General features: G+C 73.1%; 24 protein-coding genes and 1 tRNA gene. 19 read left to right on the top strand and 6 right to left on the bottom strand.

Going from position 1 to position 24744, the window contains the following annotated elements:
- Positions 1–553: 553 nt before the first annotated feature.
- Positions 554–1696 carry a PucR family transcriptional regulator gene (locus ABD665_RS05660; RefSeq protein ID WP_425562130.1) on the bottom strand — a complete coding sequence of 381 codons (1143 nt, stop codon included), beginning with the start codon at positions 1694–1696 and terminating at the stop codon, positions 554–556.
- Positions 1697–1815: 119 nt separating this feature from the next.
- On the opposite strand from ABD665_RS05660, the gene ABD665_RS05655 reads away from it, so the two are divergent.
- The 8 genes from ABD665_RS05655 to ABD665_RS05620 all read left to right on the top strand — a co-directional run bounded on the left by ABD665_RS05655 (position 1816) and on the right by ABD665_RS05620 (position 9204).
- The gene (locus ABD665_RS05655; RefSeq protein ID WP_204911848.1) at positions 1816–2850 is read left to right on the top strand and encodes a PHP domain-containing protein; all 1035 of its coding nucleotides are present in this window, start codon (positions 1816–1818) and stop codon (positions 2848–2850) included.
- Positions 2851–2930: 80 nt separating this feature from the next.
- On the top strand, positions 2931–4034 hold the full coding sequence (locus ABD665_RS05650) for an FHA domain-containing protein (protein WP_204911849.1): 1104 nt from the start codon (positions 2931–2933) through the stop codon (positions 4032–4034).
- Positions 4031–5173 (top strand): protein kinase domain-containing protein, encoded by a 1143-nt coding sequence (locus ABD665_RS05645; RefSeq protein ID WP_204911850.1) that lies wholly within the window; start codon positions 4031–4033, stop codon positions 5171–5173. Before ABD665_RS05650 ends, ABD665_RS05645 begins: the two co-directional genes overlap by 4 nt.
- Positions 5170–5901 (top strand): FHA domain-containing protein, encoded by a 732-nt coding sequence (locus ABD665_RS05640; protein ID WP_204911851.1) that lies wholly within the window; start codon positions 5170–5172, stop codon positions 5899–5901. The genes ABD665_RS05645 and ABD665_RS05640 overlap by 4 nt, the downstream gene beginning before the upstream one ends.
- Before the next feature lie 222 nt (positions 5902–6123).
- Positions 6124–6555, top strand: a complete 432-nt coding sequence (locus ABD665_RS05635; protein WP_204911852.1) for an RDD family protein — start codon at positions 6124–6126, stop codon at positions 6553–6555.
- On the top strand, positions 6552–7673 hold the full coding sequence (locus tag ABD665_RS05630; protein WP_204911853.1) for a PD40 domain-containing protein: 1122 nt from the start codon (positions 6552–6554) through the stop codon (positions 7671–7673). Before ABD665_RS05635 ends, ABD665_RS05630 begins: the two co-directional genes overlap by 4 nt.
- A gap of 81 nt (positions 7674–7754) precedes the next feature.
- Positions 7755–8540 (top strand): inositol monophosphatase family protein, encoded by a 786-nt coding sequence (locus ABD665_RS05625; protein WP_344741389.1) that lies wholly within the window; start codon positions 7755–7757, stop codon positions 8538–8540.
- Between the two features lie 10 nt (positions 8541–8550).
- The gene (locus ABD665_RS05620) at positions 8551–9204 is read left to right on the top strand and encodes a methyltransferase domain-containing protein (RefSeq protein ID WP_204911854.1); all 654 of its coding nucleotides are present in this window, start codon (positions 8551–8553) and stop codon (positions 9202–9204) included.
- Between the two features lie 10 nt (positions 9205–9214).
- On the opposite strand, the gene ABD665_RS05615 is transcribed toward ABD665_RS05620, so the two are convergent.
- Complete coding sequence (locus ABD665_RS05615; RefSeq protein ID WP_204911855.1) at positions 9215–9505, bottom strand: hypothetical protein; 291 nt, start codon at positions 9503–9505, stop codon at positions 9215–9217.
- 64 nt (positions 9506–9569) lie between these two features.
- A complete protein-coding gene (locus tag ABD665_RS05610; protein WP_204911856.1) occupies positions 9570–10367 on the bottom strand; it encodes an SDR family NAD(P)-dependent oxidoreductase in 798 nt (265 codons plus the stop codon).
- A 56-nt stretch (positions 10368–10423) separates the two neighbouring features.
- Here ABD665_RS05610 and ABD665_RS05605 point away from each other — a divergent pair, with 56 nt between their 5' ends.
- The gene (locus tag ABD665_RS05605) at positions 10424–11035 is read left to right on the top strand and encodes a TetR family transcriptional regulator C-terminal domain-containing protein (protein ID WP_204911857.1); all 612 of its coding nucleotides are present in this window, start codon (positions 10424–10426) and stop codon (positions 11033–11035) included.
- Positions 11036–11103: 68 nt separating this feature from the next.
- On the opposite strand, the gene aceE is transcribed toward ABD665_RS05605, so the two are convergent.
- Positions 11104–13905, bottom strand: coding sequence for a pyruvate dehydrogenase (acetyl-transferring), homodimeric type (aceE, locus tag ABD665_RS05600; protein WP_204911858.1), 2802 nt, complete (start codon positions 13903–13905; stop codon positions 11104–11106).
- Between the two features lie 251 nt (positions 13906–14156).
- On the opposite strand from aceE, the gene ABD665_RS05595 reads away from it, so the two are divergent.
- The 4 genes from ABD665_RS05595 (at position 14157) to ABD665_RS05580 (ending at position 17264) form a co-directional block, all read left to right on the top strand.
- The gene (locus ABD665_RS05595; protein ID WP_344741385.1) at positions 14157–14582 is read left to right on the top strand and encodes a DUF3052 domain-containing protein; all 426 of its coding nucleotides are present in this window, start codon (positions 14157–14159) and stop codon (positions 14580–14582) included.
- Complete coding sequence (locus ABD665_RS05590) at positions 14579–15046, top strand: redoxin domain-containing protein (protein WP_344741383.1); 468 nt, start codon at positions 14579–14581, stop codon at positions 15044–15046. Before ABD665_RS05595 ends, ABD665_RS05590 begins: the two co-directional genes overlap by 4 nt.
- A 52-nt stretch (positions 15047–15098) precedes the next feature.
- The gene (locus ABD665_RS05585) at positions 15099–15545 is read left to right on the top strand and encodes a nitroreductase/quinone reductase family protein (RefSeq protein ID WP_204911859.1); all 447 of its coding nucleotides are present in this window, start codon (positions 15099–15101) and stop codon (positions 15543–15545) included.
- Between the two features lie 480 nt (positions 15546–16025).
- Positions 16026–17264 (top strand): phospholipase D-like domain-containing protein, encoded by a 1239-nt coding sequence (locus tag ABD665_RS05580; RefSeq protein ID WP_204911860.1) that lies wholly within the window; start codon positions 16026–16028, stop codon positions 17262–17264.
- 32 nt (positions 17265–17296) lie between these two features.
- Here the strand turns inward: ABD665_RS05580 and ABD665_RS05575 are convergent.
- A tRNA-Val gene (locus ABD665_RS05575) sits at positions 17297–17370 on the bottom strand.
- Positions 17371–17477: 107 nt separating this feature from the next.
- On the opposite strand from ABD665_RS05575, the gene ABD665_RS05570 reads away from it, so the two are divergent.
- Entirely contained in the window at positions 17478–17777 is a 300-nt protein-coding gene (locus tag ABD665_RS05570; protein ID WP_204911861.1) for a hypothetical protein, read from the top strand.
- A gap of 25 nt (positions 17778–17802) precedes the next feature.
- Positions 17803–18264, top strand: a complete 462-nt coding sequence (locus ABD665_RS05565) for a hypothetical protein (protein WP_204911862.1) — start codon at positions 17803–17805, stop codon at positions 18262–18264.
- 409 nt (positions 18265–18673) lie between these two features.
- Here the strand turns inward: ABD665_RS05565 and ABD665_RS05560 are convergent, their stop codons facing one another.
- Positions 18674–19606: an ROK family protein gene (locus ABD665_RS05560; protein WP_344741379.1), complete on the bottom strand. Its 933-nt coding sequence runs from the start codon at positions 19604–19606 to the stop codon at positions 18674–18676.
- Between the two features lie 84 nt (positions 19607–19690).
- Between ABD665_RS05560 and prfB the strand changes: the two genes are divergently transcribed.
- The 4 genes from prfB (at position 19691) to ABD665_RS05540 (ending at position 24656) form a co-directional block, all read left to right on the top strand.
- Positions 19691–20800, top strand: coding sequence for a peptide chain release factor 2 (gene prfB, locus ABD665_RS05555; RefSeq protein ID WP_204911863.1), 1110 nt, complete (start codon positions 19691–19693; stop codon positions 20798–20800).
- A 165-nt stretch (positions 20801–20965) separates the two neighbouring features.
- Positions 20966–21652 carry a cell division ATP-binding protein FtsE gene (gene ftsE, locus ABD665_RS05550; RefSeq protein ID WP_204911864.1) on the top strand — a complete coding sequence of 229 codons (687 nt, stop codon included), beginning with the start codon at positions 20966–20968 and terminating at the stop codon, positions 21650–21652.
- 19 nt (positions 21653–21671) lie between these two features.
- On the top strand, positions 21672–22586 hold the full coding sequence (ftsX, locus tag ABD665_RS05545) for a permease-like cell division protein FtsX (RefSeq protein ID WP_344741375.1): 915 nt from the start codon (positions 21672–21674) through the stop codon (positions 22584–22586).
- A 537-nt stretch (positions 22587–23123) separates the two neighbouring features.
- On the top strand, positions 23124–24656 hold the full coding sequence (locus ABD665_RS05540) for a peptidoglycan DD-metalloendopeptidase family protein (RefSeq protein ID WP_204911865.1): 1533 nt from the start codon (positions 23124–23126) through the stop codon (positions 24654–24656).
- Positions 24657–24744 lie beyond the last annotated feature (88 nt).

The following is a 24744-nucleotide window of genomic DNA, read 5'->3' as shown; positions in this document are numbered from 1 at the left end:
CGCCTTCGCGTGCGGCCCGCCCGACATCTGCTCGCCTTCGTGTCGTCTGCGCGTGTTCAAACCCGCGCAGATGACACGAGGTCGAGCAGACGGTAGGCCCCGCGCCTGTCTGCTCGGGTCGGGCGAGTCTGAGCGCTGACGAACGCGCGCAGACTTCCCGGACGCGAGCAGACCTGCTCGCCGAGGCCCGGCAGGGACCCGACTCAGCCGCTCAGACCGGCCCGGCGTGCGTCTGCTCGCCTTTGGTGCGTCTGCGCGTGTTCAAACCCGCGCGGACGACACGAACCCGAGCAGACACGGGCCCGCGTACGTCTGCTCGCGCACCCCCGGAGGGCCCCAACTCAGCCGCTCAGACCGGCCCGGCGTACGTCTGCTCGCCGTTGGTGCGTCTGTCGGCTTGTCGTGCAGGCGGCGCCCTGGGCCAGGTGCCGAACCCGGCCTCGTACGTCTGCTCGCCTTCGGTGCGTCTGCGCGTGTTCGAGCCCGCGCAGACGACACGAACCCGAGCAGACGTGGCTCCCAGCCGAGCAGGGGCAGGAGACCAACCGACCCCTCAGTGCCGCAGGCGCCCCAGCGTGAGGGCGAGGCGGAGGGCGTAGCCGTCGCGGGGGTCGGTGGGGGAGTAGCCGGTGACCTCGTGGATGCGCCGGAGGCGGTAGCGGACGGTGTTCGCGTGCACGAAGAGCGCGCGGGCGGCGGCCTCGACCTGGAGGCCCTGGTCGAGGAACGTCACGAGGGTGTCGAGCAGGCCGCCGCCGGCGCCGACGAGGGGGTCGTAGAGGTCGCGGGCGAGGGCGCGGCGGGCGTGGCCGTCGCCGGAGAGGGCGCGTTCGGGCAGCAGGTCGGAGGACTCGACGGGGCGCGGGGCCTCGGGCCAGGCGGGGGCGGCGCGGAAGCCGGAGAACGCCTCGCGGGTGGAGGCGGCGGCGTCCATCAGGTGCTCGACGGGAGGGCCGATGACGACGGGGCCGTCGCCGAAGCAGTCCACGAACCGCGAGACGACCTGCCGCGCGAAGTCGGGCGTCGTGAGCGCGGCCCCGCCCAGCACGACCACGAGGCGGTCGCCCTGCACGGCGCCGAGCATGTCCAGGCCGGCGGTGGCGGCGGTGCGGCGTACGGAGTCCACCGCCTGCCCGGCCTCGCTCTCGGGGGCCGGGCCGACCACGACGACCACGCCGCCGGACGCGCGCCAGCCGAGGGTCGAGGCGCGCGAGAGCACGGTCTCGTCGGTCTCCCCGCGCAGCACCGCGTCGACGACGAGGGCCTCGAGCCGGGCGTCCCAGGCGCCGCGCAGCTCGGCGGCCCGGGCGTAGATCTCGGCGGCGGCGAAGGCGACCTCGCGGCTGTAGCCGACGATCGCCGCGTGCAGGACGGGCCGGTCGCCGCGGGGGGCGACCTCGTCGATCTGGGCCTCGACGACGTCGATGGTCGTGCGGACGAGCTCGACGGTCTGGGACAGCGTGATCTTGCGGGTCAGCGCGCGCGGTGCCGCGCCGAAGATGTCCGTCGTCGTGGGCGACTGGGGGTCGGGGTCCGCGAACCACGTCACGAACCCGTCGATGCCGGCCCGCGCGACGACGCCGACCCAGGAGCGGTGCTCCGCGTCCAGCTCACGGAACCAGGGGTGCCGCTCCTCCATCTCGCTCACGGTCGCGGTCGTCATCGCGGCGGTGGCCCCGGCGAGGCGCTTGGCCATCGCCGCCCGCGTCTTCGGGGCAGGGAGCAGGGACTTGGTGATGCCCCTCGTGCTCGCCGCCATAGGGTCGAGCGTAGGGGTCGGGCAGGACCCCGGCACCGGCAGGAAGGAGCACGGACGTGGGCGAGGACGCCGAGCAGGTCGACCCGGTCGCCGCGCTGCGCGAGATCGGCTTCCTGCTGGAACGCTCGCGCTCCGACACCTACCGGGTGAAGGCGTACCGGGGGGCGGCCGACGCGCTCGAGGCGATGCCGGCCGAGGAACGGTCGAAGCGGCAGGCCGAGGGTTCGTGGGCGAAGGCCACCGGCGTGGGCCCGAAGACGGCGACCGTGATCACCCAGGCCCTCGCCGGCCGCGTCCCCGACTACCTCCAACAGCTGCGCGACGACCGCGAACCCCTCGTCGAGGGCGGCGCCGCCCTGCGGGCCGCGATCCGCGGCGACCTGCACACCCACTCCCTGTGGTCCGACGGCGGCAGCCCGGTCGAGGAGATGATGGCGACGGCACGGACGCTCGGGCACGAGTACTGCGTCATCACCGACCACTCGCCGCGCCTCACCGTGGCCCGCGGGCTGAGCCCCGAGCGCCTGCAGGAGCAGATGGCGCTGACCGCGCGGCTGGGAGAGGAGATGGCCCCGTTCCGGGTGCTGCAGGGCATCGAGGTCGACATCCTGGAGGACGGCGGGCTCGACCAGACCGACGCGCTGCTCGCGCGCCTCGACGTCGTCGTCGCGAGCGTCCACTCCAAGCTGCGCTCGGACTCCGAGACGATGACGCACCGCATGGTGGGCGCCATCGCGAACCGCCGGACCAACGTCCTCGGCCACGTCACGGGCCGCCTGATCGAGGGTTCGCGGGGCACCCGGCCGCAGTCGGTGTTCGACGCCGAGGTCGTCTTCGAGGCCTGCCGGACCTTCGACGTCGCCGTCGAGATCAACTCGCGCCCGGAGCGCCGCGACCCTCCGACGGACCTGCTGCGGCAGGCGATCGACATGGGCTGCCTCTTCAGCATCGACACCGACGCCCACGCGCCCGGGCAGCTGGAGTTCCTCGCGTACGGGTGCGAGCGGGCCGAGGCGCTCGGGCTCGACCCCGACCGGGTCGTGAACACCTGGCCGGTCGACCGGCTGCTGGCCTGGGCCGACAAGGGCTGACGCTCCGACCCCTCCCACCCCTCCCTCCGTGCCCCGGCCGACCATGTCGGCAGAAAGGTGCCGCGCTGTAGATTTTCGGCGTGCAGCCCCCTCCGACGGCCGGCGGGCCCGCCGCCGCGACGTACGGCGGCGCGGGCGGCACCCTCCTGCGGACCGGCGGCTGGGCCGTCCTGCTCGACGTCGACCCCGGGCACCCGCTGGTGACGCGGTGCTGGGAGCGGCTGCCGACGACGGCGGACGTCGACGCGCTGCTCGAGACCGTCCTGGCGGAGGGCCCGGAGGCGCTGCCGGCCTTCGCCCTCGTGCGCGAGGCGGGCGTACGCCGGCTCGTCGCGCGCGGCGCCGTCCGTCTTCTCGTGGACGGCACCGAGGTCCAGCCCGACCGGCCCGCGGCCGCGTGGCTCGACCTGCCGCTCGGCGGGGCGTCGACGCTGGGGGCGGCCCTCGCCGACGGGTCCGCCGAACCCCACCTCCCGCTGCGCGACGGCGTCGCGGCGGCGGGCGCGTTCCACCTCGTCCTCGTCGACACCCGGCCGGCTGAGTCCGAGGTGCACCGGGCCGACGACACCCAGTCGTTCGTCGGGACGACCACCCTGGCGGGCTCCGGGACCTCCGCCCGCCCCACCGGCACCGTCACCCGGGCTCGCGACGCCGCGACGACCACGGTCCGGGTGCGCCGCCAGGCGCCCACCCCGGTCGCGGGCGCGCCCGGAGCGGTCGACGCGCCCCGGGTGCTGGCCGCGGTCTGCCCGGCCGGCCACCTCACGCCGGCCTGGTCCGGCCTCTGCCGCGTCTGCCGCAGGCCGGTGCCGCCGCAGGAGGCGTTCGAGACGGCCCGGCCGGCGCTCGGCCGGCTGGTGCTGCCGCAGGGCGTGACGCTGCTGCTCGACCGGGGCGCGGTGCTCGGCCGTGCGCCGCACGTGCCCGCGGACTGGGTGGGCGCGCAGCCCCACCTCGTCGCGCTACCCGACCCGGACCAGGACGTGTCCGCGCAGCACGTGGCGGTCGTGCTCGACCTCTGGAACGTCCTCGTCTGCGACCTCGGCTCCACGAACGGCACCGCGGTCGTGGACCACGCCGGGCGGGTGACGCCGCTGCGGGCGTACGAGCCGACCCCGCTCGGGCCCGGCGGCGCGATCGTGCTCGCCGACGTCGTCACGCTGCCGTTCGAGGTCCAGCCGTGAGCGATCCGCGCGAGGGGCGCGCGGCCGAGGTCGAGGAGGTCGGGCCGCACATCGCGGGGCTGGAGTTCCGGAGACGGATCGGGACGGGCGGCTACGCCGACGTCTTCCTCTACCGCGAGACCAGCCTCAACCGGGACGTCGCGGTCAAGGTCGTGCGCGAGACCGGGCTGTCGGAGGACGAGGCGACGGGCTTCGTCGCGGAGGCGCACGCGATGGCCCGCCTGGCCCACCCGCACATCGTCCCGGTGTTCGCCGTCGGCCGGGCCGCGCACGGACGGCCCTACCTGACCATGCCCTTCTACCCGGACGGCACGCTCTTCGACCGGGCGAGGACGCCGCTCGGGGTGGCCGAGGTCCTCAAGACCGGCGTGCAGATCGGCAGCGCGGTCGCGTACGCGCACGGCGCCGGGATCCTGCACCGCGACATCAAGCCGCACAACATCCTGCGCAACCCCTTCGGGCCGGCACTCAGCGACTTCGGCATCGCCGGGACGATCGCCGACGTCGGTGACCGGATCATCGGCATGTCGATCCCGTGGTCGCCGCCGGAGGTGCTCGCCGACAGCGCCGCGCCGGGCGTCGCCTCCGACGTCTACTCGCTGGCGGCCACGCTGTGGCACCTGCTGACCACGCGGTCGCCCTTCTTCCGGGAGGGCGACAGCGAGGCGGCCCTCGTCCGCCGGATCCGGCTCGAACCGCTCCCGGCGCTCGGGCGTCCCGACGTGCCCGCGACGCTCGAGGGCCTGCTGCGCCAGTCCCTGGCCAAGGACCCGGGCGACCGCTTCTCCTCCATGACCAGCTTCGTGCACGCGCTGCAGGACGTGCAGCGCCAGCTCCACCTCGAGCCCACCGACGTCGTGCTCGTCCCCGGACGCCCGCCGGAACCCCGGGGCGACCGGGGCGACCGGGACCGGGCCGCCCTCGCGGGCGTGACGCGGCGCCGTGCCGACCGTGAGCCCGCACCGGCGACGCCGGACGACACGGCGGCGCCCGACCCCGAGCCCGTCGCGACCGCCGCGTCGGGCACGGCAGCGGGCCCCCGAACCCCGGCCGTGCTGGTGGTCCTGGTCCTGGTGATGGCGGCGGTCCTGCTGCTCGGGCTGCTGATGCTCTACCTGCGCTCCGGGGGTGCCGGGTGACGGCGACGCACGCGTCCACGCTGCCCGGCCTGACCGTGGACTACTGCGGCGAGGTCTACCCGGTGCGGCCCGGGCACCCCCTGGTCATCGGGCGCGACGCGGACGTCGCCGTGGACGACAACCCCTTCCTGCACCGGCAGTTCCTCGAGGTGGCCGACCGCGGCGACCTGTGGTGGCTCTCGAACGTCGGGACCGTGCTGAGCGCGACCGTCGCCGACGAGTTCGGCGGGCTGCAGGCGTGGCTGGCGCCGGGCGGGCGGCTGCCGCTCGTGTTCCCGCGCACGGTGGTCTGGTTCACGGCCGGACCCACGACGTACGAGCTCGACGTCCACCTCGAGGGGTCGCTGTTCGAGCCGGTCCGGCAGCGCTCCGAGCTCGCCGGCTCGGTGACCGTCGGGCGCGTCTCGCTGACGCCCGACCAGCACCTGCTGCTCGTCGGCCTCTGCGAGCCCGTGCTGCACCGGCAGAATCGCGGGGGAGCGGTGACGCCCGCCTCCAGCGCGGTCGCGGAACGCCTGGGCTGGACCCCGACCAAGCTCAATCGCAAGCTCGACAACGTCTGCGAGAAGCTGACCAAGCTCGGCGTCCGCGGCCTGCACGGGGACGCCTCCCGGCTCGCGACCAGCCGCAAGGCCCGGCTCGTCGAGTACGCCCTGGCGACCCAGCTCGTCACCGCCGCGGACCTGGCGCTCCTGCCCGACCCGGCCGGCGGCCCGCGCCGGACCTGACCCGCCGGTCGGCGCCCGCACGACCGCGGGCATGGGGAGTGCTCCCCATTCCGCTGCCGCCCAGACCTCCCTAGGGTCGTTCTCGACGGCGGCGCGCAGCTGCCCGGGAGGAGCGGACATGCCCCGGCGACGGTGTGCCGCGCGTCGATGAGCTGTCCGGTCTGTGGCCACGCCCCGTGGGGGGCGGGACGTGGTCGCGGCGCGCGGGGCACCGGGGGGTCGGTGCCCCGCGCGGCAGCAGCGCCCTGGGCGCGGCTCGGCTCCGCCGCGATCGACGAGACCGTGCTCGCCGTCCCCCTCGTCGCGGTCCTGCTGCTCGGGCTGCGTTCGACCCGGAGCCCGGACGGCGGCTGGCACCTGGCGTCGACCCTCGCCCTCGTCGGCTGGGTCGTGGCCGCGCTGCTCTACGCCGTCGTCGGCGTCGGCGAGGGCCAGACGCCGGGCCAGCGGGTCCTGGGGATCGTGGTCGTCGACGCGAGGCGGGGGACCCCGATCGGCTACGAGCGCGCGCTGCTGCGGACCGTCGTCCTGCTCCTGGCGGTCGCCCCCTGCGGGCTCGGTCTGCTGCCGCTCCTGGCCCGCGCGCCGGGGTCCCGGCGGGGCTGGCACGACCGGGCCGCGGGGTCCGTCGTCGTGCGAGGATCTCTCGCGTGACCGCCCCCGACGAGGCGACGGTGCGACCCGGCACCAGCCGGCTGACCGTCGTGCTGGTCGCCGTCCTGGTCCTCCTGACGGCAGCCTCCGGGGTGGTCTGGTGGAACGTCGTGGCGCCTCCACGCACCGCCTCCGCGCCCGCCGGGCCGGGCAGCGCGTCCGCGCCCGCCGCCTCCAGCCCCGCGTCCGCAACTGCGTCCTCGCCGGCGTCCGCCACGCCGTCGCCCGGGAGCGGGGACGACCTGCCCCGGTCGGCCCGCCCGCTCGCCGACGACCAGATCGTCGTCCGCTACAACGTCGGCGACGACTGGACCATGTCGACGATCAGCTCCGCCGGGTCGCGCGGCGCGGTCGTGCTGGCGTCGGGGGAGCAGGAGATCGCCCCGGTCGTGTCGCACGACCGCCGTACGGTGCTCTACCTGCGCCGCGAACGCCCGGGCCTGCGGACCTCGCTGCACGCCGTGGCCGCCGACGGCAGCGTGCAGCGGCTGCTGTTCCGGGACGGGTCGCCGGGCTGCCCGTTCCTGCGCCAGGTCGTCTGGAGCGGCGACGGGACGCTGGGCGTCGTCTGCAAGATCGACGAGCGCGGCAGCACCTTCACCCTCGGCACGGCCACGACCGACGGGACCTTCGTCCGGACGCTCGACGTCGGGCTGATCGGGAGCCCCACCTTCAGCCCGGACGGGCGGCAGGTCCTCTACCCCAAGGCGGAGTCCGGCTCCTGGAGCCGCGGCGGGCCGCTCTACCTCACCGCCGTGGACGGCTCCACCGAACCCGCGCGGGTCGTCGGCGGCCGCAACGTCAGCCCGGCCTGGGCGCCGACCGGCACGACCGTCGCCTTCTCGCGCTACGTGAGCGTCGACGACCGGGACGACCCCGCCCACGTCGTGACGATGCCCGTCGACGGGTCCGAGAGCGACATCGACGAGCTGACCACGGGCGAGGAGATCGACACCGACCCCTCGTGGTCGCCCGACGGGCGGTCCCTGGTGTTCCGGCGCGCGTCGGACGACGACGACGAGCACCTCCGGCTCGTGGTCGTCGACCGCGACGGCGGGCAGGAGCGCGAGCTCTCCCAGGACGGGACGGTCGGCACGCCGAGCTGGACGCCCCGCTGACGGCTGCCCCCGCGCTCCGGCTCGGCGGCTCACCGCGGTGCGCCGGGGGCGGGTCGGGGCGCAGCGCATAGGGTCGGGGCCGTGGAAGACGACGCGCTGGCGGCCGACCTCGTACGCGAAGCCGGTGGGCTGGCGGACCGGATGCTCGCGGCAGGCCTGGACACCCACTACAAGACCTCGATCTCCGACGTGGTGTCGGCGGCCGACCACGCCGCCGAGGCGCTGGTCTCCGGCCGGCTCGCGGCCGAGCGTCCCGACGACGGCCAGGTCGGCGAGGAGGGTGCGCGCAGCACCGCCGCCGACGGCACCGGCGGCCGCACCTGGTACATCGACCCGGTCGACGGCACGTACAACTTCCTGTCCGGCATCCCGTACTGGTGCTCCGCCGTCGGGCTCGTCGACGACGAGGGCCCGCTGCTCGGGGCCGTGTTCTACCCGGCGCGCGACGAGCTGTGGGTCGGCGGCCGGGGCCGGCCGACGACGCTGAACGGCCGGGACGTGACCCCGCTGGCGGACCGCCCGCTCGCCGAGGTGTCCGTCGCCACCTACTCCAACGCCTCGCACCTGCGCGACCGCGTCAAGGCCGGTTCGTGGAACGCGGCGACGGGAACGGCCGCGACCACCCGGATGTTCGGCTCGGCCTCGGTCGACCTCGCCGGGGTCGCGTCGGGGCGCATCGGCGTGTTCCTCCAGGCGAACCTGCACCCGTGGGACTGGTACCCGGGCGCGGCCCTGGTGCTAGGCGCGGGCGGTGCCGCCGAGGAGGTCCTCATCGAGGGGCAGCGCTGGCTCGTCGCCGGCAACGCGCAGGCGGTGGCCGAGACCCGGCAGGCGCTGCTCGACGGCGCCGCCGCCGCTGCGGCCTGACGGTCCGCCCATGAGCGCGTCGGGTCCCGAGGACGTCTTCCCCGCGGGCTTCTTCGCCCGCGAGGACGAGAGCTCGGACGCGGCGTTCTACGGTCCACCGCGCCTGGTCACGCACATCGACGACGGCGCGATCGCGGCCGTCTCCGACCTCTACGCCGAGCTGGGCGTCGACGGCTCGGCCACCGCGCCGCGCCGCGTGCTCGACCTCATGTCGTCCTGGGTCTCGCACCTGCGCACGCCGCCGGCCGAGCTCGTCGTCCTCGGGATGAACGCGAGCGAGCTGCGGGCCAACCCGGTGGCGACCGAGCGCGTCGTGCAGGACCTCAACACCGACCCGGTGCTGCCCTTCGCCGACGCGTCCTTCGACGCGGTGCTCTGCTGCGTCTCGGTCGACTACCTCGTCCGGCCCGTCGAGGTGCTGCGCGAGGCCGCCCGGGTGCTGCGGCCGGGGGCTCCCGTCGTGCTCACGTTCTCCAACCGCCTCTTCCCCTCCAAGGCGGTCGCGGGCTGGCTCTACGCCGACGAGGACACGCGCTGCGCCATCGCCGCGACGTACGTCCGCCTCGCCGGCGGGTTCGACGAGCCCGAGGTCTCGCTCCGCACGCCCTCCGGCCGCTACCGCGGCGACCCCCTCTACGCGGTGGTCGCCCGCCGCCAGGGCTGATGCCCGGGCGCTAGTGCCAGGTGCCGTACTCGCCGGCGACCCAGCCGGCGAGCGCCCGGGCCTTCGCGAGCGCAGGCCCGGGGACCGGGACCAGCTGCAACAGCGCGCTCGAGGAGGCCGCGCTCGCGACCACGTCGGGCGCCCAGGCGACCAGGCCGAGGCAGACGAGCCAGCAGCCGACCGCGGTGCCCGCGCCCGAGAGCAGCGCGCCGAACAGGCCCCGCCGCCCAAGAAGCGCTCCGACGACGGAGGAGGCCACGAGGACCAGGGTGACGAGGTCGACCAGCCCGAGGTGCGTCATGGACCCAGCGTGCGGGGCCAGGCTGAAGAACACCTCAAGCCGGCCGGATCTTCAGGTTCGGGGGTCAGCCGACCCGCGCCCCGGTGATCCCGCCGTCGACGTCGATCGAGCTGCCCTGGACGAAGCGGCCCTCGTCGGACACGACGAACCGCACCGCGTACGCGACGTCGACCGGCCGCACGGGGACGCCGGCGACGGTCTGCTTGGCCAGGTGCTCCATCGCCTCGGGGTAGTCGGCGTTGCCGCGGGTGCTCGTCGCGCCGGGTGCGACGCCGACGACGCGCACGCCGCGCTGGCCGTACTCGGCCGCCCAGCCGCGCGTCAGCTGCTCGAGCGCGGCCTTGGTCGCGGGGTACATCGCCATGGCCGGCGTGCCGACCCGGGCCATCCAGGACCCGATGTTGACGATCACGCCGTCGCCGCGCTCGGCCATGGCCGGCGCGACGGCGCCGACGAGGACGTGGGGGGCGCGGACGTTCACCGCGAGCAGCGCGTCGAGGTCGGCGTCGGGCAGCGTCTCCGTGGGCCCGACGGGGTAGATGCCGGCGTTGTTCACGAGCACGTCGACGCGCCCGCCGAGCACGTCCGTCGCCTCCGCGGCGAAGGCCCGGAGGTCGGCGTACGAGCCGGCGAGGTCGAGGGTCAGGGCGTGGGCGGTGCCGCCGGCCGCGGTGATCGCCTCCACGACGGGCGTGGCCCGGGCGAGGTCGCGCGCGGTGACGACCACGGTCGCACCGGAGCTGGCGAGCACGCGGGCGACCGCTTCGCCGATCCCGGCGCTGGAGCCGGTGACGATCGCGGTGCGACCGGCGAGCCGGTCGTCGGTGGGAAGGGCGGACAGGAGGTCGCTGTTGGACTGCATGGTCCAGTTCTAGCACAGGTTCTGGACCGTAGGGTCCAGAGCGTAACCTCGGGTGCGTGGACGGAACCCTCACCAAGCGCGGTCAGCAGACCCGCCAGCGGATCATCGAGGCGACCGGGCAGCAGATCCTCGCGAGCGGCATCGGGGGCACGACGCTCGACGGCGTCCGCGCGGCCACGCTGACCAGCAAGAGCCAGCTCTTCCACTACTTCCCGGGCGGCAAGTCCGAGCTGGTCCGCGAGGTCGCGAACTGGGAGGGGCAGCAGCTCCTGGAGGCGCAGCTGCCGTGGCTGGACGACCTGGCCACGTGGGAGTCCTGGCACGCCTGGCGCGACGCGCTCGTCGCGTACTACCTCGGGCTCGGCCGGTGGGCGTGCCCGATCGGTTCGCTGGCCTGGGAGGCCGCGGCGACGGACCCCGAGCTCGCCGGGTTCGTGGCGCAGTCCATGACGCTGTGGCGCGGCAAGCTCGCCGACGGCATCCGCCGGATGCGCGCCGCCGGGCACGTCGATGGTTCGGTCGACCCGGACCGCCTCGCCGCCGCCATCCTCGCCGCCGTGCAGGGTGGGCTGATGCTCAGCCAGCCCGAACGCAGCAGCTGGCCCCTCGAGGCCGCCCTGGACTCCCTGCTCGACGTCCTGCGCTCAGGTTCCCGCACGCCGGCCTGACGCCCCACGACGACAACGAGCCATGTTGTGCACCAACAACGGTGCACAACATGGCTCGGTGTGGGCGACTACGCGCCAGCGCCCTCTTGTGCCACGCCCGCGACGGCGGTGGGGTCGCCGACGGCGTACGTGTCGTACGCCTGCTTGGCCGCACCGGCGTCGTACTGACCCTCACGGCCCAGGCTCTCGAGGGTGGCGACGACGATCGACTCGGCGTCCACCTCGAAGAACCGCCGGGCGGCGGCGCGGGTGTCGGCGAACCCGAACCCGTCCGTGCCGAGCGAGGTCCACGGCTGGTAGACGTACGGCGCGATCTGGTCCTGCACGGCGCGCATGTAGTCGCTGACGGCGACGACCGAACCCTCGGCCCCGTGCAGCATCTGCGTGACGTGCGGGTACCGCTTGTCCTCGCCCGGGTGGTTGAGGTTCCACTTCGCCGTCTCCACGGCGTCGCGGCGCAGCTCGTTCCACGAGGTCACCGACCACACGTCGGCGGCCACGCCCCACTCGTCGGCCAGCATCTTCTGGGCCTTGAGCGCGGCAGCCATCCCCACGCCCGAGGCGAGGAGCTGGGCGCGCGGCTTGCCGGCCGGGTCGATGGGCGCGGTGTTGAAGCGGTAGAGGCCGCGCAGCAGCGCGTCGACGTCGAGCCCCTCCGGCGCGCCCGGCTGGTCGACCGGCTCGTTGTACACGGTCATGTAGTAGATGACGTTCTCGCCCTCGGGGTGGTCCGGGTCCTCGTGCCCGTACATCCGACGCAGGCCGTCCTTGACGATGTGCCCGATCTCGTACGCGAACGCGGGGTCGTAGTGCACGACCGCCGGGTTGGTGCTGGCGAGCAGCGGCGAGTGCCCGTCGGCGTGCTGCAGGCCCTCGCCGGTGAGCGTCGTGCGACCCGCGGTGGCGCCGATCAGGAAGCCGCGCGACATCTGGTCGGCCATGGCCCAGATGGAGTCGCCGGTCCGCTGGAACCCGAACATCGAGTAGAAGATGTAGACGGGGATCATCGGCTCGCCGTGCATCGAGTAGGCGGAGCCCGCGGCGATCGTGGAGCCCATGGCCCCGGCCTCGGAGATGCCCTCGTGGAGGAGCTGGCCGTTCTTGGCCTCCTTCCACGACAGCAGCAGCTTGCGGTCGACCGACTCGTACGTCTGCCCGTGCGGGTTGTAGATCTTCGCCGTCGGGAACATCGAGTCCATGCCGAACGTCCGGAACTCGTCCGGCGCGATCGGGACGATCCGCTGGCCGATCTCCTTGTCGCGCATCAGGTCGCGCAGCAGGCGCACGAACGCCTGCGTCGTCGCCACCTTGGCGCCGCCGGCCGGCTCCATCAGCGGGGCGTACATCTCGTCGCCCGGCAGCTTGACGATCGTCGGCTTCACGCGCCGCTCGGGCACGTAGCCGCCGAGCGCACGACGACGCTCCTGCAGGTAGGCGATCTCGTCGGAGTCGTTGCCCGGGTGGAAGTAGGGCGGGTTGTACGGGTCCTCGAGCTTGCTGTCCGGGATGTCCAGGTAGAGCCGGTCGCGGAAGGCCTTGAGGTCCTTGCTCGTCAGCTTCTTCATCTGGTGGGTGGCGTTCTTGCCCTCCAGCGCGTCGATCGTCCAGCCCTTGACGGTCTGGGCCAGGATCACGGTCGGCTGCCCGACGTGCTCGGTCGCCGCCTTGAACGCCGAGTAGACCTTGCGGTAGTCGTGGCCGCCGCGGGAGAGCACCTTCAGCTGCTCGTCGGAGAAGTTCGCGACCATCTTGGCCAGACGCGGGTCGCCGCCGAAGAAGTTCTGGCGGATGTAGGCGCCGTCCTCGACCAGGTAGGTCTGGAACTGCCCGTCCGGCGTGGTGTTCATCTTGTTGACCAGCGCGCCCGAGGCGTCCGCGGCGAGCAGCGGGTCCCAGTCGCGGCCCCACAGGACCTTGATCACGTGCCAGCCGGCCCCGAGGAAGTACGACTCGAGCTCCTGCACGACCTTGCCGTTGCCGACGACCGGGCCGTCGAGCTGCTGGAGGTTGCAGTTGATGACCCAGGTCAGGTTGTCCAGGCCCTCGCGGGACGCGACGCGGATGGCGCCGAGCGACTCGGGCTCGCCCATCTCGCCGTCGCCGAGGAAGGCCCAGACGCGCTGGTCGGAGGTGTCCTTGACGCCGCGGTTGGCCAGGTAGCGGTTGAACCGCGCCTGGTAGATCGAGTTGATGCCCGTCAGGCCCATCGAGACCGTCGGGAACTCCCAGAACTCGGGCATGAGCCGCGGGTGCGGGTAGGACGACAGGCCACGACCCGGTCCGCGCGAGACCTCCTGGCGGAAGCCGTCGAGCTGGTCGCTCGACAGCCGGCCCTCGAGGTAGGCGCGGGCGTAGATGCCGGGGGAGGCGTGACCCTGGATGAAGACGTGGTCACCGCCGCCGGGGGCGTCCTTGCCGCGGAAGAAGTGGTTGAAGCCGACCTCGTAGAGGCTCGCGGCGCTCTGGTAGGTCGCGATGTGGCCACCGACCTCGAGGCCCTTGCGGTTGGCCTTGCTCACCATGATCGCCGCGTTCCAGCGGATGTACGCACGCAGGCGCCGCTCGACGTGCTCGTCGCCCGGGAACCACGGCTCCGCCTCCGGCGGGATCGTGTTGACGTAGTCGCTGCTGCGCAGTGCCGGCAGGCCGACCTGCTTCTCGCGCGCCCGGGCCAGCAGCTGCAGCATCACGAACCGCGCGCGTGCCTTGCCCTTCTCGTCCAGCAGGTCGTCCAGGGACTCGAGCCAGTCCTGGGTCTCCTGGGGGTCGATGTCGGGGACCTGGTGGACCAGGCCTTCCGCCGTCAGGGTCGGGCGGGGGCCGCCGCTGTTCGCGCCGGTCGTACCGGTCTGCCCGCTCTGGCTCGCCATCGGATGCTCCTCACCTCGGGCCAGCGGCTGGGGTGGTGCCGCTCGCGCCCCTCGTCTTCGTGGGCCCCATCCTGTCACCGGGTCCCAGCGCTTCGCACCGTGCGGTTCCCGACCGGGGCCGCAACACCTGGTTCCCCCTTCCTGGAGGGGCCCGCCTGTGGGAGGCTGTGCGCCATCAGGGTGGGCGCGTGGACGCGTCCCACGGGGACGGGCCGTCCATCAGCGAGGCGGTCACACGAGAGGAGCGCGCCGTGAGTGCGGCGGCAGGTGCCACGGGCGACAACCCGGCGGCCAGCAAGCTGGGACTCACCAGCGGTCAGATCGTCCAGGAGCTCGGCTGGGACGACGACGTCGACGAGGGGCTGCGGCTCTCGGTCGAGGACGCCATCGACGGCGAGCTCGTCGAGGAGGCGGTCGAGGCGGTCGACGTCGTCCTGCTGTGGTGGCGCGAGGGGGACGGCGACCTGGTCGACGGCCTCGTCGACTCGCTCACCGACCTCACCGACACCGGCTACATCTGGTTGATGACGCCCAAGGTCGGCCGGGACGGCTACGTCGACGCGAGCGACCTGTCGGAGTCCGCGATCACCGCCGGCCTCGCGCAGACCGTCAGCGCCACCGTGTCCACGGACTGGTCCGCCACCAAGCTCGTACGCCCGCGCGGCACGCGCCGGTGACCCTGGCGGTGGGCGACCGGGCCCCCGACTTCCGCACGCGGAACCACCACGGCGAGACGGTGCTGCTCTCCGGGCTCGTCGCGCAGGACGAGGCCCCGCTGCTGCTCGTCTTCTACCCCTGGGCCTTCTCGGGCATCTGCACCGGGGAGCTGGGCGCGCTGCGGGCGGGTCACGCCGACCTCGCGGCCGCCGGCGTACGGGTGGCCGCCGTGTCCTGCGACGCGATGTTCACGCTGCGCGCGTTCGCGGAGGCGGAGGACCTGCCGTTCGACCTGCTGAGCGACCACTGGCCGCACGGGGCGATCGCGCGGGAGTACGGCGTGTTCGACGACGAGGCCGGGTGCGCCCTCCGCGGCTCCTTCCTGCTGGACGCGTCCGGCACGATCACCTGGCGGGTCCTGAACGGCATCGGCGAGCCGCGCGACATCGTCGAGCACGTCCGGACGGCGCTCCAGGTCTCCTGAGCCCCGGGCACCCCCGGCGTCCCGGTCGCCGCGCCGTGCCTACGCTCGGACCATGCCCCTCGAAGGTGAGTACGAGCCCAGCCCCGAGAAGTGGGTCCGCGACCAGGTCGCGACCTACGAGGCGACCGACGGTCGCGAGGCGAACACGCTGATGGACACCGGCCTGCCGGTCGTGATCTTCACGACCCGCGGCCGCAAGTCCGGCAAGCTCCGCAAGATGGCCCTGATGAAGGTCGAGCACGACGGCGCGTACGCGCTCGTGGCCTCGAAGGGCGGCGCGCCGGAGCACCCCGTCTGGTACCACAACCTCACGGCGGACCCCGATGCGCTGATGGTGCAGGACGGTGCCGACCGCTGGGACGCGCACGTGCGCGAGCTGTCCGGCGACGAGCGCCAGGAGTGGTGGGACCGGGCGGTCGCCGCCTACCCGCCGTACGCGGAGTACCAGACGAAGACCGACCGCCTCATCCCGGTCCTGCTCGCCGAGCGTCGCGACTGAGGCTCGCCGCGCGGTCGGGTGCCGGCGCGGGACGCCTGTTCCACGTGTCGCACCCGGCGCAGCCGGTGATGTCGCCGTTCGGGGACACCCCGTCCGGGCACAGCCGCCAGACCGGGCCGGTCCAGACCGAGGACACCTGGCACGTGGGGCACCAGCCGTCCTGCACACGGACGAGCGTCCCGGGGACGAGGTAGACGTGCACGACGGCCATGGGTCCTCCTTGCTGCTGCACACCTGGTCGTCGTCCTCATCGCTGCGGGTGCCTCCCGTGTGACAGGTCCGGCGCCACGAATTCCGCGAGGGTGTCTCCGTCGCGGTCGGACGACGTCGCTGCGGAGGGTTCCGGGGGCCGGAGCCCGTCCTCGTCTCCGGTGCGTCGTGCGCCACCCACACCCTTCGGGGTGAGACCTTCTTCCCTGCGGGTACAGCAGCGCCGTGACCCCGAGCGTGCGCAGACGCCCCGCCGAAGGAGGGCGGCCCGTGCCGCATCGGTCACCCGCGCGCCGGCACGCCCGGACGTCCTTCGTCGCCTGCCTCCTGCTGGCCCTCGTGCTGGGCCTGGTGCCCCTCGCCGGCCGACCGACGCCGGCGGCGGCTGCACCGGTAGCCGAACCGCCGGTGCCCTCGTCGTCGGAGTACCTCTACTCGACACCGTCGACGTCCGTCATCGCTCCCTGGTGCCGCCCCGGGGACCTGACCCCCTGCACCCTCGGCAACGACCTGGTCCGGCGGCTCGACGCCGTGCCGCCCGGCGGCCGCGTCGACGTCGTCATGTACTCGACGACCCGCGACGACCTGGCGGCGGCGCTGATCCGGGCGGCGGCCCGCGGGGTGTCCGTGCGGATGCTCACGAGCCACCCGAAGCCGGACGGGGAGAAGAGCGGGGACGTCGCCGACAAGGTCCAGGTGCTCGTCGACACGCTCCGGCTCCTGGGGCAGCCGGTGAAGGTCGGCTGGGGCTCGCTGTCCCGGTCGGGCAAGGCCGGCATCGAGCACCGCAAGCTCGTCCTCATCGACCCCGACCCCGCTCTCGACGGGGACGAGCAGACGATCTCGGACTCGGGCAACTGGACCTACTCGCTCGACACCGCCTACAACGACCGGACCGTGGTGACCGATCGTTGCCTCTACGTGCAGGTTCGTGCGCACCTCACCCTCCTGTGGAGGGACCGGACCGCGAAGAAGATCGGGGCGCTGAAGACGTGCGACGGGCGTCGCCGGCTGTGGATGATGCCCGAGGTCCGCACCGACCCCGTCCTCAGGTGGGCGAAGAAGGCCGACTGCGGACCGGGCTCCCGGGTCACGTTCGCCAACTTCTACCTGAGCCCCTCCAAGAGCGAGCTCGTCGACCAGCTGATCCGGTTCCGCAAGGCCGGGGCGTACGTCCAGGTCGCGGCGAACGACGAGCTGACCGGGCACTACTCGACGACCCAGAAGCAGCGGATGGTGGCGGCCGGCATCCCGGTCTACGACGTGTCGGTCCTGCTCGACCCGGTCACCGGCCGCAAGGTCTACGACCACCAGAAGAGCCTGGCCGCGACGGGCTGCGGGCGACCGTTCTCCGCGCAGGGCTCGACCACGCAGAACACGACGGCCTACACCAGGAACGGCAACGCGGTCGTCACGTCGTCGGTCTGGACCGACGCCGCGGCCATGCAGGACGGCTTCGCGGTGATGGTCGGGGGCGCCCACCGGCTGACCTCCGACGACCTGCGCTGAGGGACGCCGCGCCCCCCGTGGTGCCGTGCGGGTGGGAGCAGAGGGGCTCGAACCCCCGACCCCCTGCTTGTAAGGCAGGTGCTCTGACCAGCTGAGCTATGCTCCCGCGTCCCGCGGCCGACCAAGGTAGCGGTCGCCCGTCGGGCCGCGCCATTCTCGCACCGGTCGGCGGACCCCGGACCCCGCCAGGTGAGGATGACCTAACCTGGACGCGTGACGGACGAGGTGGCGGTGCTCCGCACGACGCTGTCGGACCACAGGTCGATGCTCATGGGTGCCCTCACCAGCAACCACGACCTCGACATCGACCGCGCGTTCGCCGCGCACGCGGGGCTGGCCCGGATCCTCACCCGCTGGGACGACCTCACCGCGCAGCAGCAGCGCGCGGTGATGGAGACCGTCGAGTACGTGGTGAACAGCGACGACGATGAGCCCGACCTCACCTCGCCCGACGGGTTCGCCGACGACCTCGCGCGTGTCCGCGCGCTCCAGGCCGCTCTCGGCCAGGGCTGACCACCAGCCCGTACGCTGGCCGCCCATGACCACCCTGGCGGCCCGCACCGCGCTCGGCGTGCTCACCGGCGCGATCGCCCTGGTGGCGATGCTCCGGCTGGTCGCCGGTGCGTTCACCGGCGGCATGTCCGGCTTCGCGCTCGTCGTGACGCTCGTGGCGATGGTTCCGTGGGTGGGTTACGTGACCTGGCGCGCCCGCCGCAGCCGCCTCGCCCCGCGCACGGCGCTCCTCGCCCTCGGCCTCGACGTGCTCGGCCTGGTCCTCGTCTGGGTGCTCGTCTTCGGACCGGTCCTCGCCCTGGCGCTCTCCTTCGCCGCCTTCGTCCTCGTCTGGCTGGGCGACCGCCCGCTGCGCACCGGCAACCGCGTCGACACCTACGTCCGCGTCGAGGAGCTGCGCGTTCCCGAGCCGGACGAGCTCGAGGACGCCGACACGACCGGCGAGGAGCCGGGCGACGAGGGCAGCCCCGCCTCTCGCCGCGCGTGATCGCCGGACCGCACGCCCCCTGAGCTTGTCGAAGGGCCTCGAAGAGGTTGGCGGCTTCTCCACGACCAGCACCGACCCGTTCCGGGCCCTTCGACGAGCTCAGGGGGCGGATGTGCAGGTGTGCGCTCGCGCACCCCGACACGTCGTCGGCGGGTGCGGTAGCGCGCAGTCAAGCCGTGAACGCCCCCTGAGCCTGTCGAAGGGCCTCGAAGAGGTCGGCCGCAGCACGCCCCCTGAGCCTGTCGAAGGGCCTCGAAGAGGTTGGCGGTTTCTCCACGACCAGCGTCGACCCGTTCCGGGCCCTTCGACGAGCTCAGGGGGCGTATGCGCAGGTGTGCGCTCGCGCACCGCGACACTCCATCGGCGGTGCGGCAGCGCACAGTCGCGCCACGAACGCTCGGAGGTGGGCTCAGGCCTCGAGGCGGAGCGCGAGGGCGGCGGCGCCGAGGAGGCCGGCGTTCTCGAGCACGGCGGGGCGGACCTCGAGCGCGCGGACGTACGGGAGGGCGGCGAAGGCGGCGACGTGCCGGCGCAGCGGCCCGAAGATCACCTCGCCGGCCCGGGACACCCCGCCCCCGAGGACGAACGTCGTCACGTCGAGCTGGGTCGCCGTCGCGGCGATGCCGGCCGCCAGCGCGCGCATCCCCTCGTCGATGACGCCGGTTGCGACGGGGTCACCGGCCCGCGCGTCGGCCGTCAGGGCCTTCGCGTCGTCGCCGCCGGTCCAGCCGAGCCGTCGGGCCGCCGCGACCAGGGCCGGGCCGCGGGCGTACATCTCCACGCAGCCGTGCCCGCCGCACACGCACAGCTCGCCCCAGGCGTTGACGCTGGTGTGCCCGAGGTGGACGGCGTTGCCGGTCGTCCCGCCGAACAGCCGGTCCTCGAGCACCGCACCGGCGCCGACCCCGGTCGACAGCACCATCCCGACCATCGAGGCCACGTCCCGCCCGGCCCCGAGCCAGTGCTCGCCGAGGGCGAAGCAGTGCCCGTCGCCCGCCAGCCCGACCAGCGCCGTACGCCCGCCGGCCGCTTCCGCGGCCCCGCGCACGTGGGCGACGAGCGGGAAGTCCCGCCAGGCGGGGATGTTCACGGGGGAGACGGTGCCGGTCGGCCCGTCCAACGGTCCGGCGGAGGCGATCCCGACCCGGAGCGGTCCGTCGGCCGGGGGCAGCCGGGCGCAGATGGCCGCGACGCCGTCGAGCAGCGGGCCGACCACCGCGAGCGGGTCCGGGTCCGGCCGCGTCGGGCGCAGCTCCTCGGCGAGGACGGTGCCCTCGTCGTCCACGAGGGCGAGGGCCATCTTGGTCCCGCCGACGTCGATGGCCAGGACGACCTCGCGCACGTTCTCCTCCTGGACCCGTCTCCTGGCGAGCCCGCCGGGTCGAGCCGGGAGCAACCTGTGCGGGGTCACCTAGACTCGCATGTCGTGGCTGGTACCGACTTCTCCGTGGCGATCCCCGAGCTCGAGCGGGCCCTGGCCTCGATCGAGGCGGTGGTGGACCCCGCGAGCAAGCAGGTGGAGATCGCCGCCCTCGAGCAGGAGGTCTCTGCGCCCGACCTGTGGGACGACGTCGACCACGCGCAGCAGGTCACCTCGCGGCTCTCGTCGCTGCAGTCCGACGTCGACCGGCTGAGCAACCTCCGTCAGCGCCTCGACGACCTGGCGGTGCTCGTCGAGCTCGGCCAGGAGGAGGACGACGACGCCAGCATGGTCGAGGCCGACAGCGAGCTGACCGCGCTGCGCAAGACGATCGACGCCCTCGAGGTCCGCACGCTGATGTCGGGGGAGTACGACGAGCGCGACGCGCTGGTCACGATCCGCTCGGAGGCCGGCGGCATCGACGCGGCCGACTTCGCCGAGATGCTGCAGCGGATGTACCTGCGCTGGGCCGAGCGGCACAAGTACGGCACCGAGGTCTTCGACACCTCCTACGCCGAGGAGGCGGGCATCAAGTCCACGACCTTCCAGGTGCGGGCGCCGTACGCGTACGGGACGCTGTCCGTCGAGCAGGGTACCCACCGCCTCGTCCGGATCTCGCCCTTCGACAACCAGGGGCGCCGCCAGACCTCGTTCGCCGGGGTCGAGGTGCTGCCGGTGACCGAGTCGACCGACCACATCGACATCCCCGAGGCGGACATCCGCGTCGACGTGTTCCGGTCCTCCGGGCCCGGCGGGCAGAGCGTGAACACCACCGACTCCGCGGTCCGGCTCACCCACCTGCCGACCGGCATCGTCGTGTCCTGCCAGAACGAGAAGTCGCAGCTGCAGAACAAGGCGGCCGCGCTCCGCGTGCTGCAGTCGCGGCTGCTGGAGAAGGCGCGCCGCGACCGCGAGGCCGAGATGAACGCGCTCAAGGGCGACGGCGGCAACAGCTGGGGCTCGCAGATGCGCTCGTACGTGCTGCACCCCTACCAGATGGTCAAGGACCTCCGCACGGACTTCGAGGTCTCCTCGCCCGACGCGGTCTTCGACGGCGACATCGACGGGTTCATCGAGTCCGGCATCCGCTGGCGGATGCAGGAGCACGCGGGCTGAGCCGTCCTCCGGCGAGGCCGTCGGGCCCGTGCCGGGGCCTGCTGTCGCGGCGCGCCCGGTCGCTCGGGTCAGCCGGTGGGGTGGTGCGCTCACCTACAGTGGTCGAGGCCGTCCGGCCCGGCCGTGCGCCGGGGACGGAGCAACCTAGCCGGCCAGGACCAGCTTGTGATCCGATTCGAGAGCGTCTCCAAGACCTATGACGGTCAGCGCCGTGCGGCGCTCGACCGTGTGAACGTCGACATCGACAAGGGGGAGTTCGTCTTCCTGGTCGGTGCCTCCGGCTCCGGGAAGTCGACCTTCCTCCGCCTCATCCTGCGCGAGCAGCGCGCCACTCGCGGCAAGGTGTTCGTCGCCGGCCGCGACCTCGGCAAGCTGCACAGCTGGAAGATCCCGGCGATGCGCCGCCAGATCGGCACGGTGTTCCAGGACTTCCGGCTGCTGCCGAACAAGACCGTCACCGAGAACGTCGCCTTCGCGCTCCAGGTCATCGGCAAGCCGCCGTCGACCATCAAGCGCGTCGTGCCCGAGGTCCTCGAGCTCGTCGGCCTCGACGGCAAGGGCGGACGGCTCCCCGAGGAGCTGTCCGGCGGCGAGCAGCAGCGCGTCGCCATCGCCCGCGCCTTCGTCAACCGCCCGATGATCCTCATCGCCGACGAGCCGACGGGAAACCTCGACCCGGCGACGAGCATCGGCATCATGAAGCTGCTCGACCGGATCAACCGCGCCAGCACCACCGTGCTGATGGCCACCCACGACTCGACGATCGTGGACCAGATGCGCAAGCGCGTGATCGAGCTCGACGACGGCGAGGTCGTCCGCGACCAGAGCCGCGGCGTCTACGGGTACCAGTGAGCAGCAGTAAGGACCGTTGATGCGTTTCCGCCACATCTTCTCCGAGACCGGCGCCGGTCTCCGCCAGAACCTGACGATGACCCTCGCGGTCATCATGACCATGTGGGTCTCGCTGTCCCTCTTCGGGGCGGGCCTGCTGGCCAACCAGCAGGTGGACCTCATGAAGGGCCGCTGGTACGACAAGATCGAGATCTCGATCTTCCTGTGCACGACCGACGTCTCGGGCGACAACTGCGACCCCGGCCAGGACGCCACGGACGCGCAGAAGCAGGTCATCCAGCAGACGCTGCTCTCCAACCCCGAGGTCGCCGCCGACGGCGTGTTCTTCGAGAACAAGCAGCAGGCGTACGACGAGTTCCAGCGCGCGTACGCCGGCAGCCCCATCCGTGACTCGCTCACGGTGGACCAGATGCAGGAGTCCTTCCGGGTCAAGCTGAAGAACCCCGAGGAGTACGAGGGCGTCGTCAGCTCGGTCCAGGGGCTGCGCGGGGTGCAGAAGGTGCAGGACCTGCGCCAGTACCTCGACCCCTTCTTCAACGCCCTGAACTTCGTCCAGTGGGGGACCATCGTCGCCTCGGGCCTGCTGCTCGTCGCCGCGGCCCTGCAGATCGGCAACACGATCCGGCTCGCCGCCTTCGCCCGACGGCGCGAGATCGGCATCATGCGGCTGGTCGGCGCGAGCAACCTCTACATCACGCTGCCGTTCCTCTTCGAGGCCGTGTTCTCGGCGCTGATCGGCGCCGCCCTGGCCTGCGCGACGCTGGGGGCGGGCGTCTACTTCATCGTCATGCAGCGTGCCGAGCCGGCGATCCGTTCGATCCCCTGGATCGGGTGGAGCCAGACCGGCCTGGCGATGCTCGGCGTGGCTATCGTCGGCCTCGTTCTGGCGGTCGTCCCGACCCTCGTGACCACGCGGAAGTACCTCCGGGTCTGACCCGCTGACGGGGCCCTGGGCCCGCAGCACGTCGCAGCCGCGCACCGGCTCCCGCACCCGCGGGGACCCGGTGCGCGGCTGTCGTCGTTCCGGGGGACGAAGGCCCCTTCGACCATCCCTGTTCCACCCGAGGTGCAGGACACCGAGTGACCAGTGGTCGGTTCGTCGCCTCAGGCGCGCGCCGTTACAGCCGAGGTGACCAGTGGTCGGCAAGGGCGGTCCGACGGGCGTCAGGGGCGCTTCCGGGGCTCCGAGGACGTGAGGTCTTGACGATCCGGGCGCCGATGTGCTGCCTCGAGGTGCCTGCTTAAGTCTCGATGAAGCCTTCACCCCGGGTTACGCCTGAGCCCCCTGTGACTCGAGTGCAAAGGCTTGCGGGGCTCCGCGACGTTCTGCCTAACATCCGGGCTGCCGGTCACCCCCGACCGACACACCGGGATTCACCCCAGAATCTCGATCTCTAGTCGAGAGTTACCGCCGAGGCCGCCGCGAACGGTCGAGGTAGGGGCTCCGACGGACCTCGATTGGAAGAACGCTGTGCCGGACCTTCCCCGCGTCCTCACCGACGCTCCGGTCGCCGACGACCTGCCTTCGGGCGAGCACCGTGGTCAGCGCCCCAGCCGCCTCGGCGGCCGCCTGCACGCCCTCGGCGTCCGGGTGCCGTCCGCGGTCCTGACGGGTGCGCTCGTCGTCGCCCTGACCGCGGGCCTGCTCGTCTCGACGGCCCAGGCCGACGACCTGACCGACCAGCGCAACGCGCTCAAGCAGCAGATCAGCCGTTCCAAGTCCGACCTCACCGAGTCGAGCGCCGCGCTCAGCAACGCGGGGGTCCAGGTCGACCAGGCCGCGAGCCGCCTCGCCTCGGCGCAGGCCGAGCTGTCCCGCGCCCAGGGCGCCCTGACGGCGGCCAAGGCCGAGGACGTCCGCCTGGCGGCCAAGCTGAAGCGGGCCCAGACCGACCTGGCCAAGGCCAAGGCGGCGGTCCTGGACTGCCAGGAGCGCCTCGACGCCAAGAAGCAGATGGTCGGCGTCATCGTGCGGAACCAGTACCAGCAGCAGACGAACCTCATGCCGATCGCGGTGCTCACCAGCTCCAGCACGGCCAACCTGGCGACGCGCATGCAGTGGGCGACCACCATGCTCGACACCACGCAGTCCAAGATCGACGAGCTGCTCGCGCTCGAGGCGCAGCTCAAGGCCAAGCGGTCCGAGATGGCCAAGGCCGAGCAGAAGGTCGCGAAGGACCGGGAGGAGGCCGCGGACTCGCTGGCCGAGACCCGTCGCCTCGAGGCCCAGGCCAGCGCGGCGGCCACCGCGGTCGCCGGCCAGCTCGTGCAGCAGCAGGCCGTCGAGCGGGCCGCCGCCCAGGACGTCGCCCAGGACAAGCAGGAGTACGAGAAGCTCACCGCCGAGCGGGCGACCGTGGAGCACCGGATCGCGGTGCGCGTGGCCAAGGAGAAGGCGGCCGCGAAGGCCGCCGAGGCCAAGGCCGCCGCCGAGCGCCGCGAGGCCCAGGCCAAGGCCGAGCGCCGGGCCAGGGCCGAGGCGAAGGCCGCCGCCAAGGACAGGGCCAAGGCGCCGAAGCGCACGTCGCGTTCGAGCACCGCCCGCGTGGCGGCGCCCAAGCCGGCGTCGCGCCCGTCGAGCACCCGCAGCACGTCCTCCTCGGGCGCGCACCACGGCTTCATCTACCCGGTCACCGCACCGATCACGTCCCCGTACGGGATGCGGCTGCACCCGGTCACCCACATCTGGAAGCTGCACGACGGCACCGACTTCGGCGCCGGCTGCGGCACCGCGATCAAGGCCGCCTACAGCGGGGTCGTGGCCGAGAAGTACTACAACGCCGGCTACGGCAACCGGCTGATGATCGACCACGGCAAGGTCGACGGGAAGTACGTCACCACCGGCTACAACCACGCCATCCGCTACGTCGTCGGTGTCGGGGACCACGTCCGGCAGGGCCAGACCATCGGCTACGTCGGCACCACGGGCTACTCCACCGGCTGCCACCTGCACCTCATGGTGTGGCTGAACGGCGGCATGGTGAACCCGATGACCTGGTACTGACCCACCGGTCGTACCGCTGGACCGGCCGGGCGCGAGCCCGGCCCGCAGATCACCCCCCGGTGCGAAACGCCGGGGCAGGACCGCTGGG

This window comes from Microlunatus spumicola (genome assembly GCF_039536445.1).
In the GTDB taxonomy this organism is placed as follows: Bacteria; Actinomycetota; Actinomycetes; order Propionibacteriales; family Propionibacteriaceae; genus Microlunatus; species Microlunatus spumicola.
This window is presented reverse-complemented; position numbering and strand designations above follow the sequence as displayed.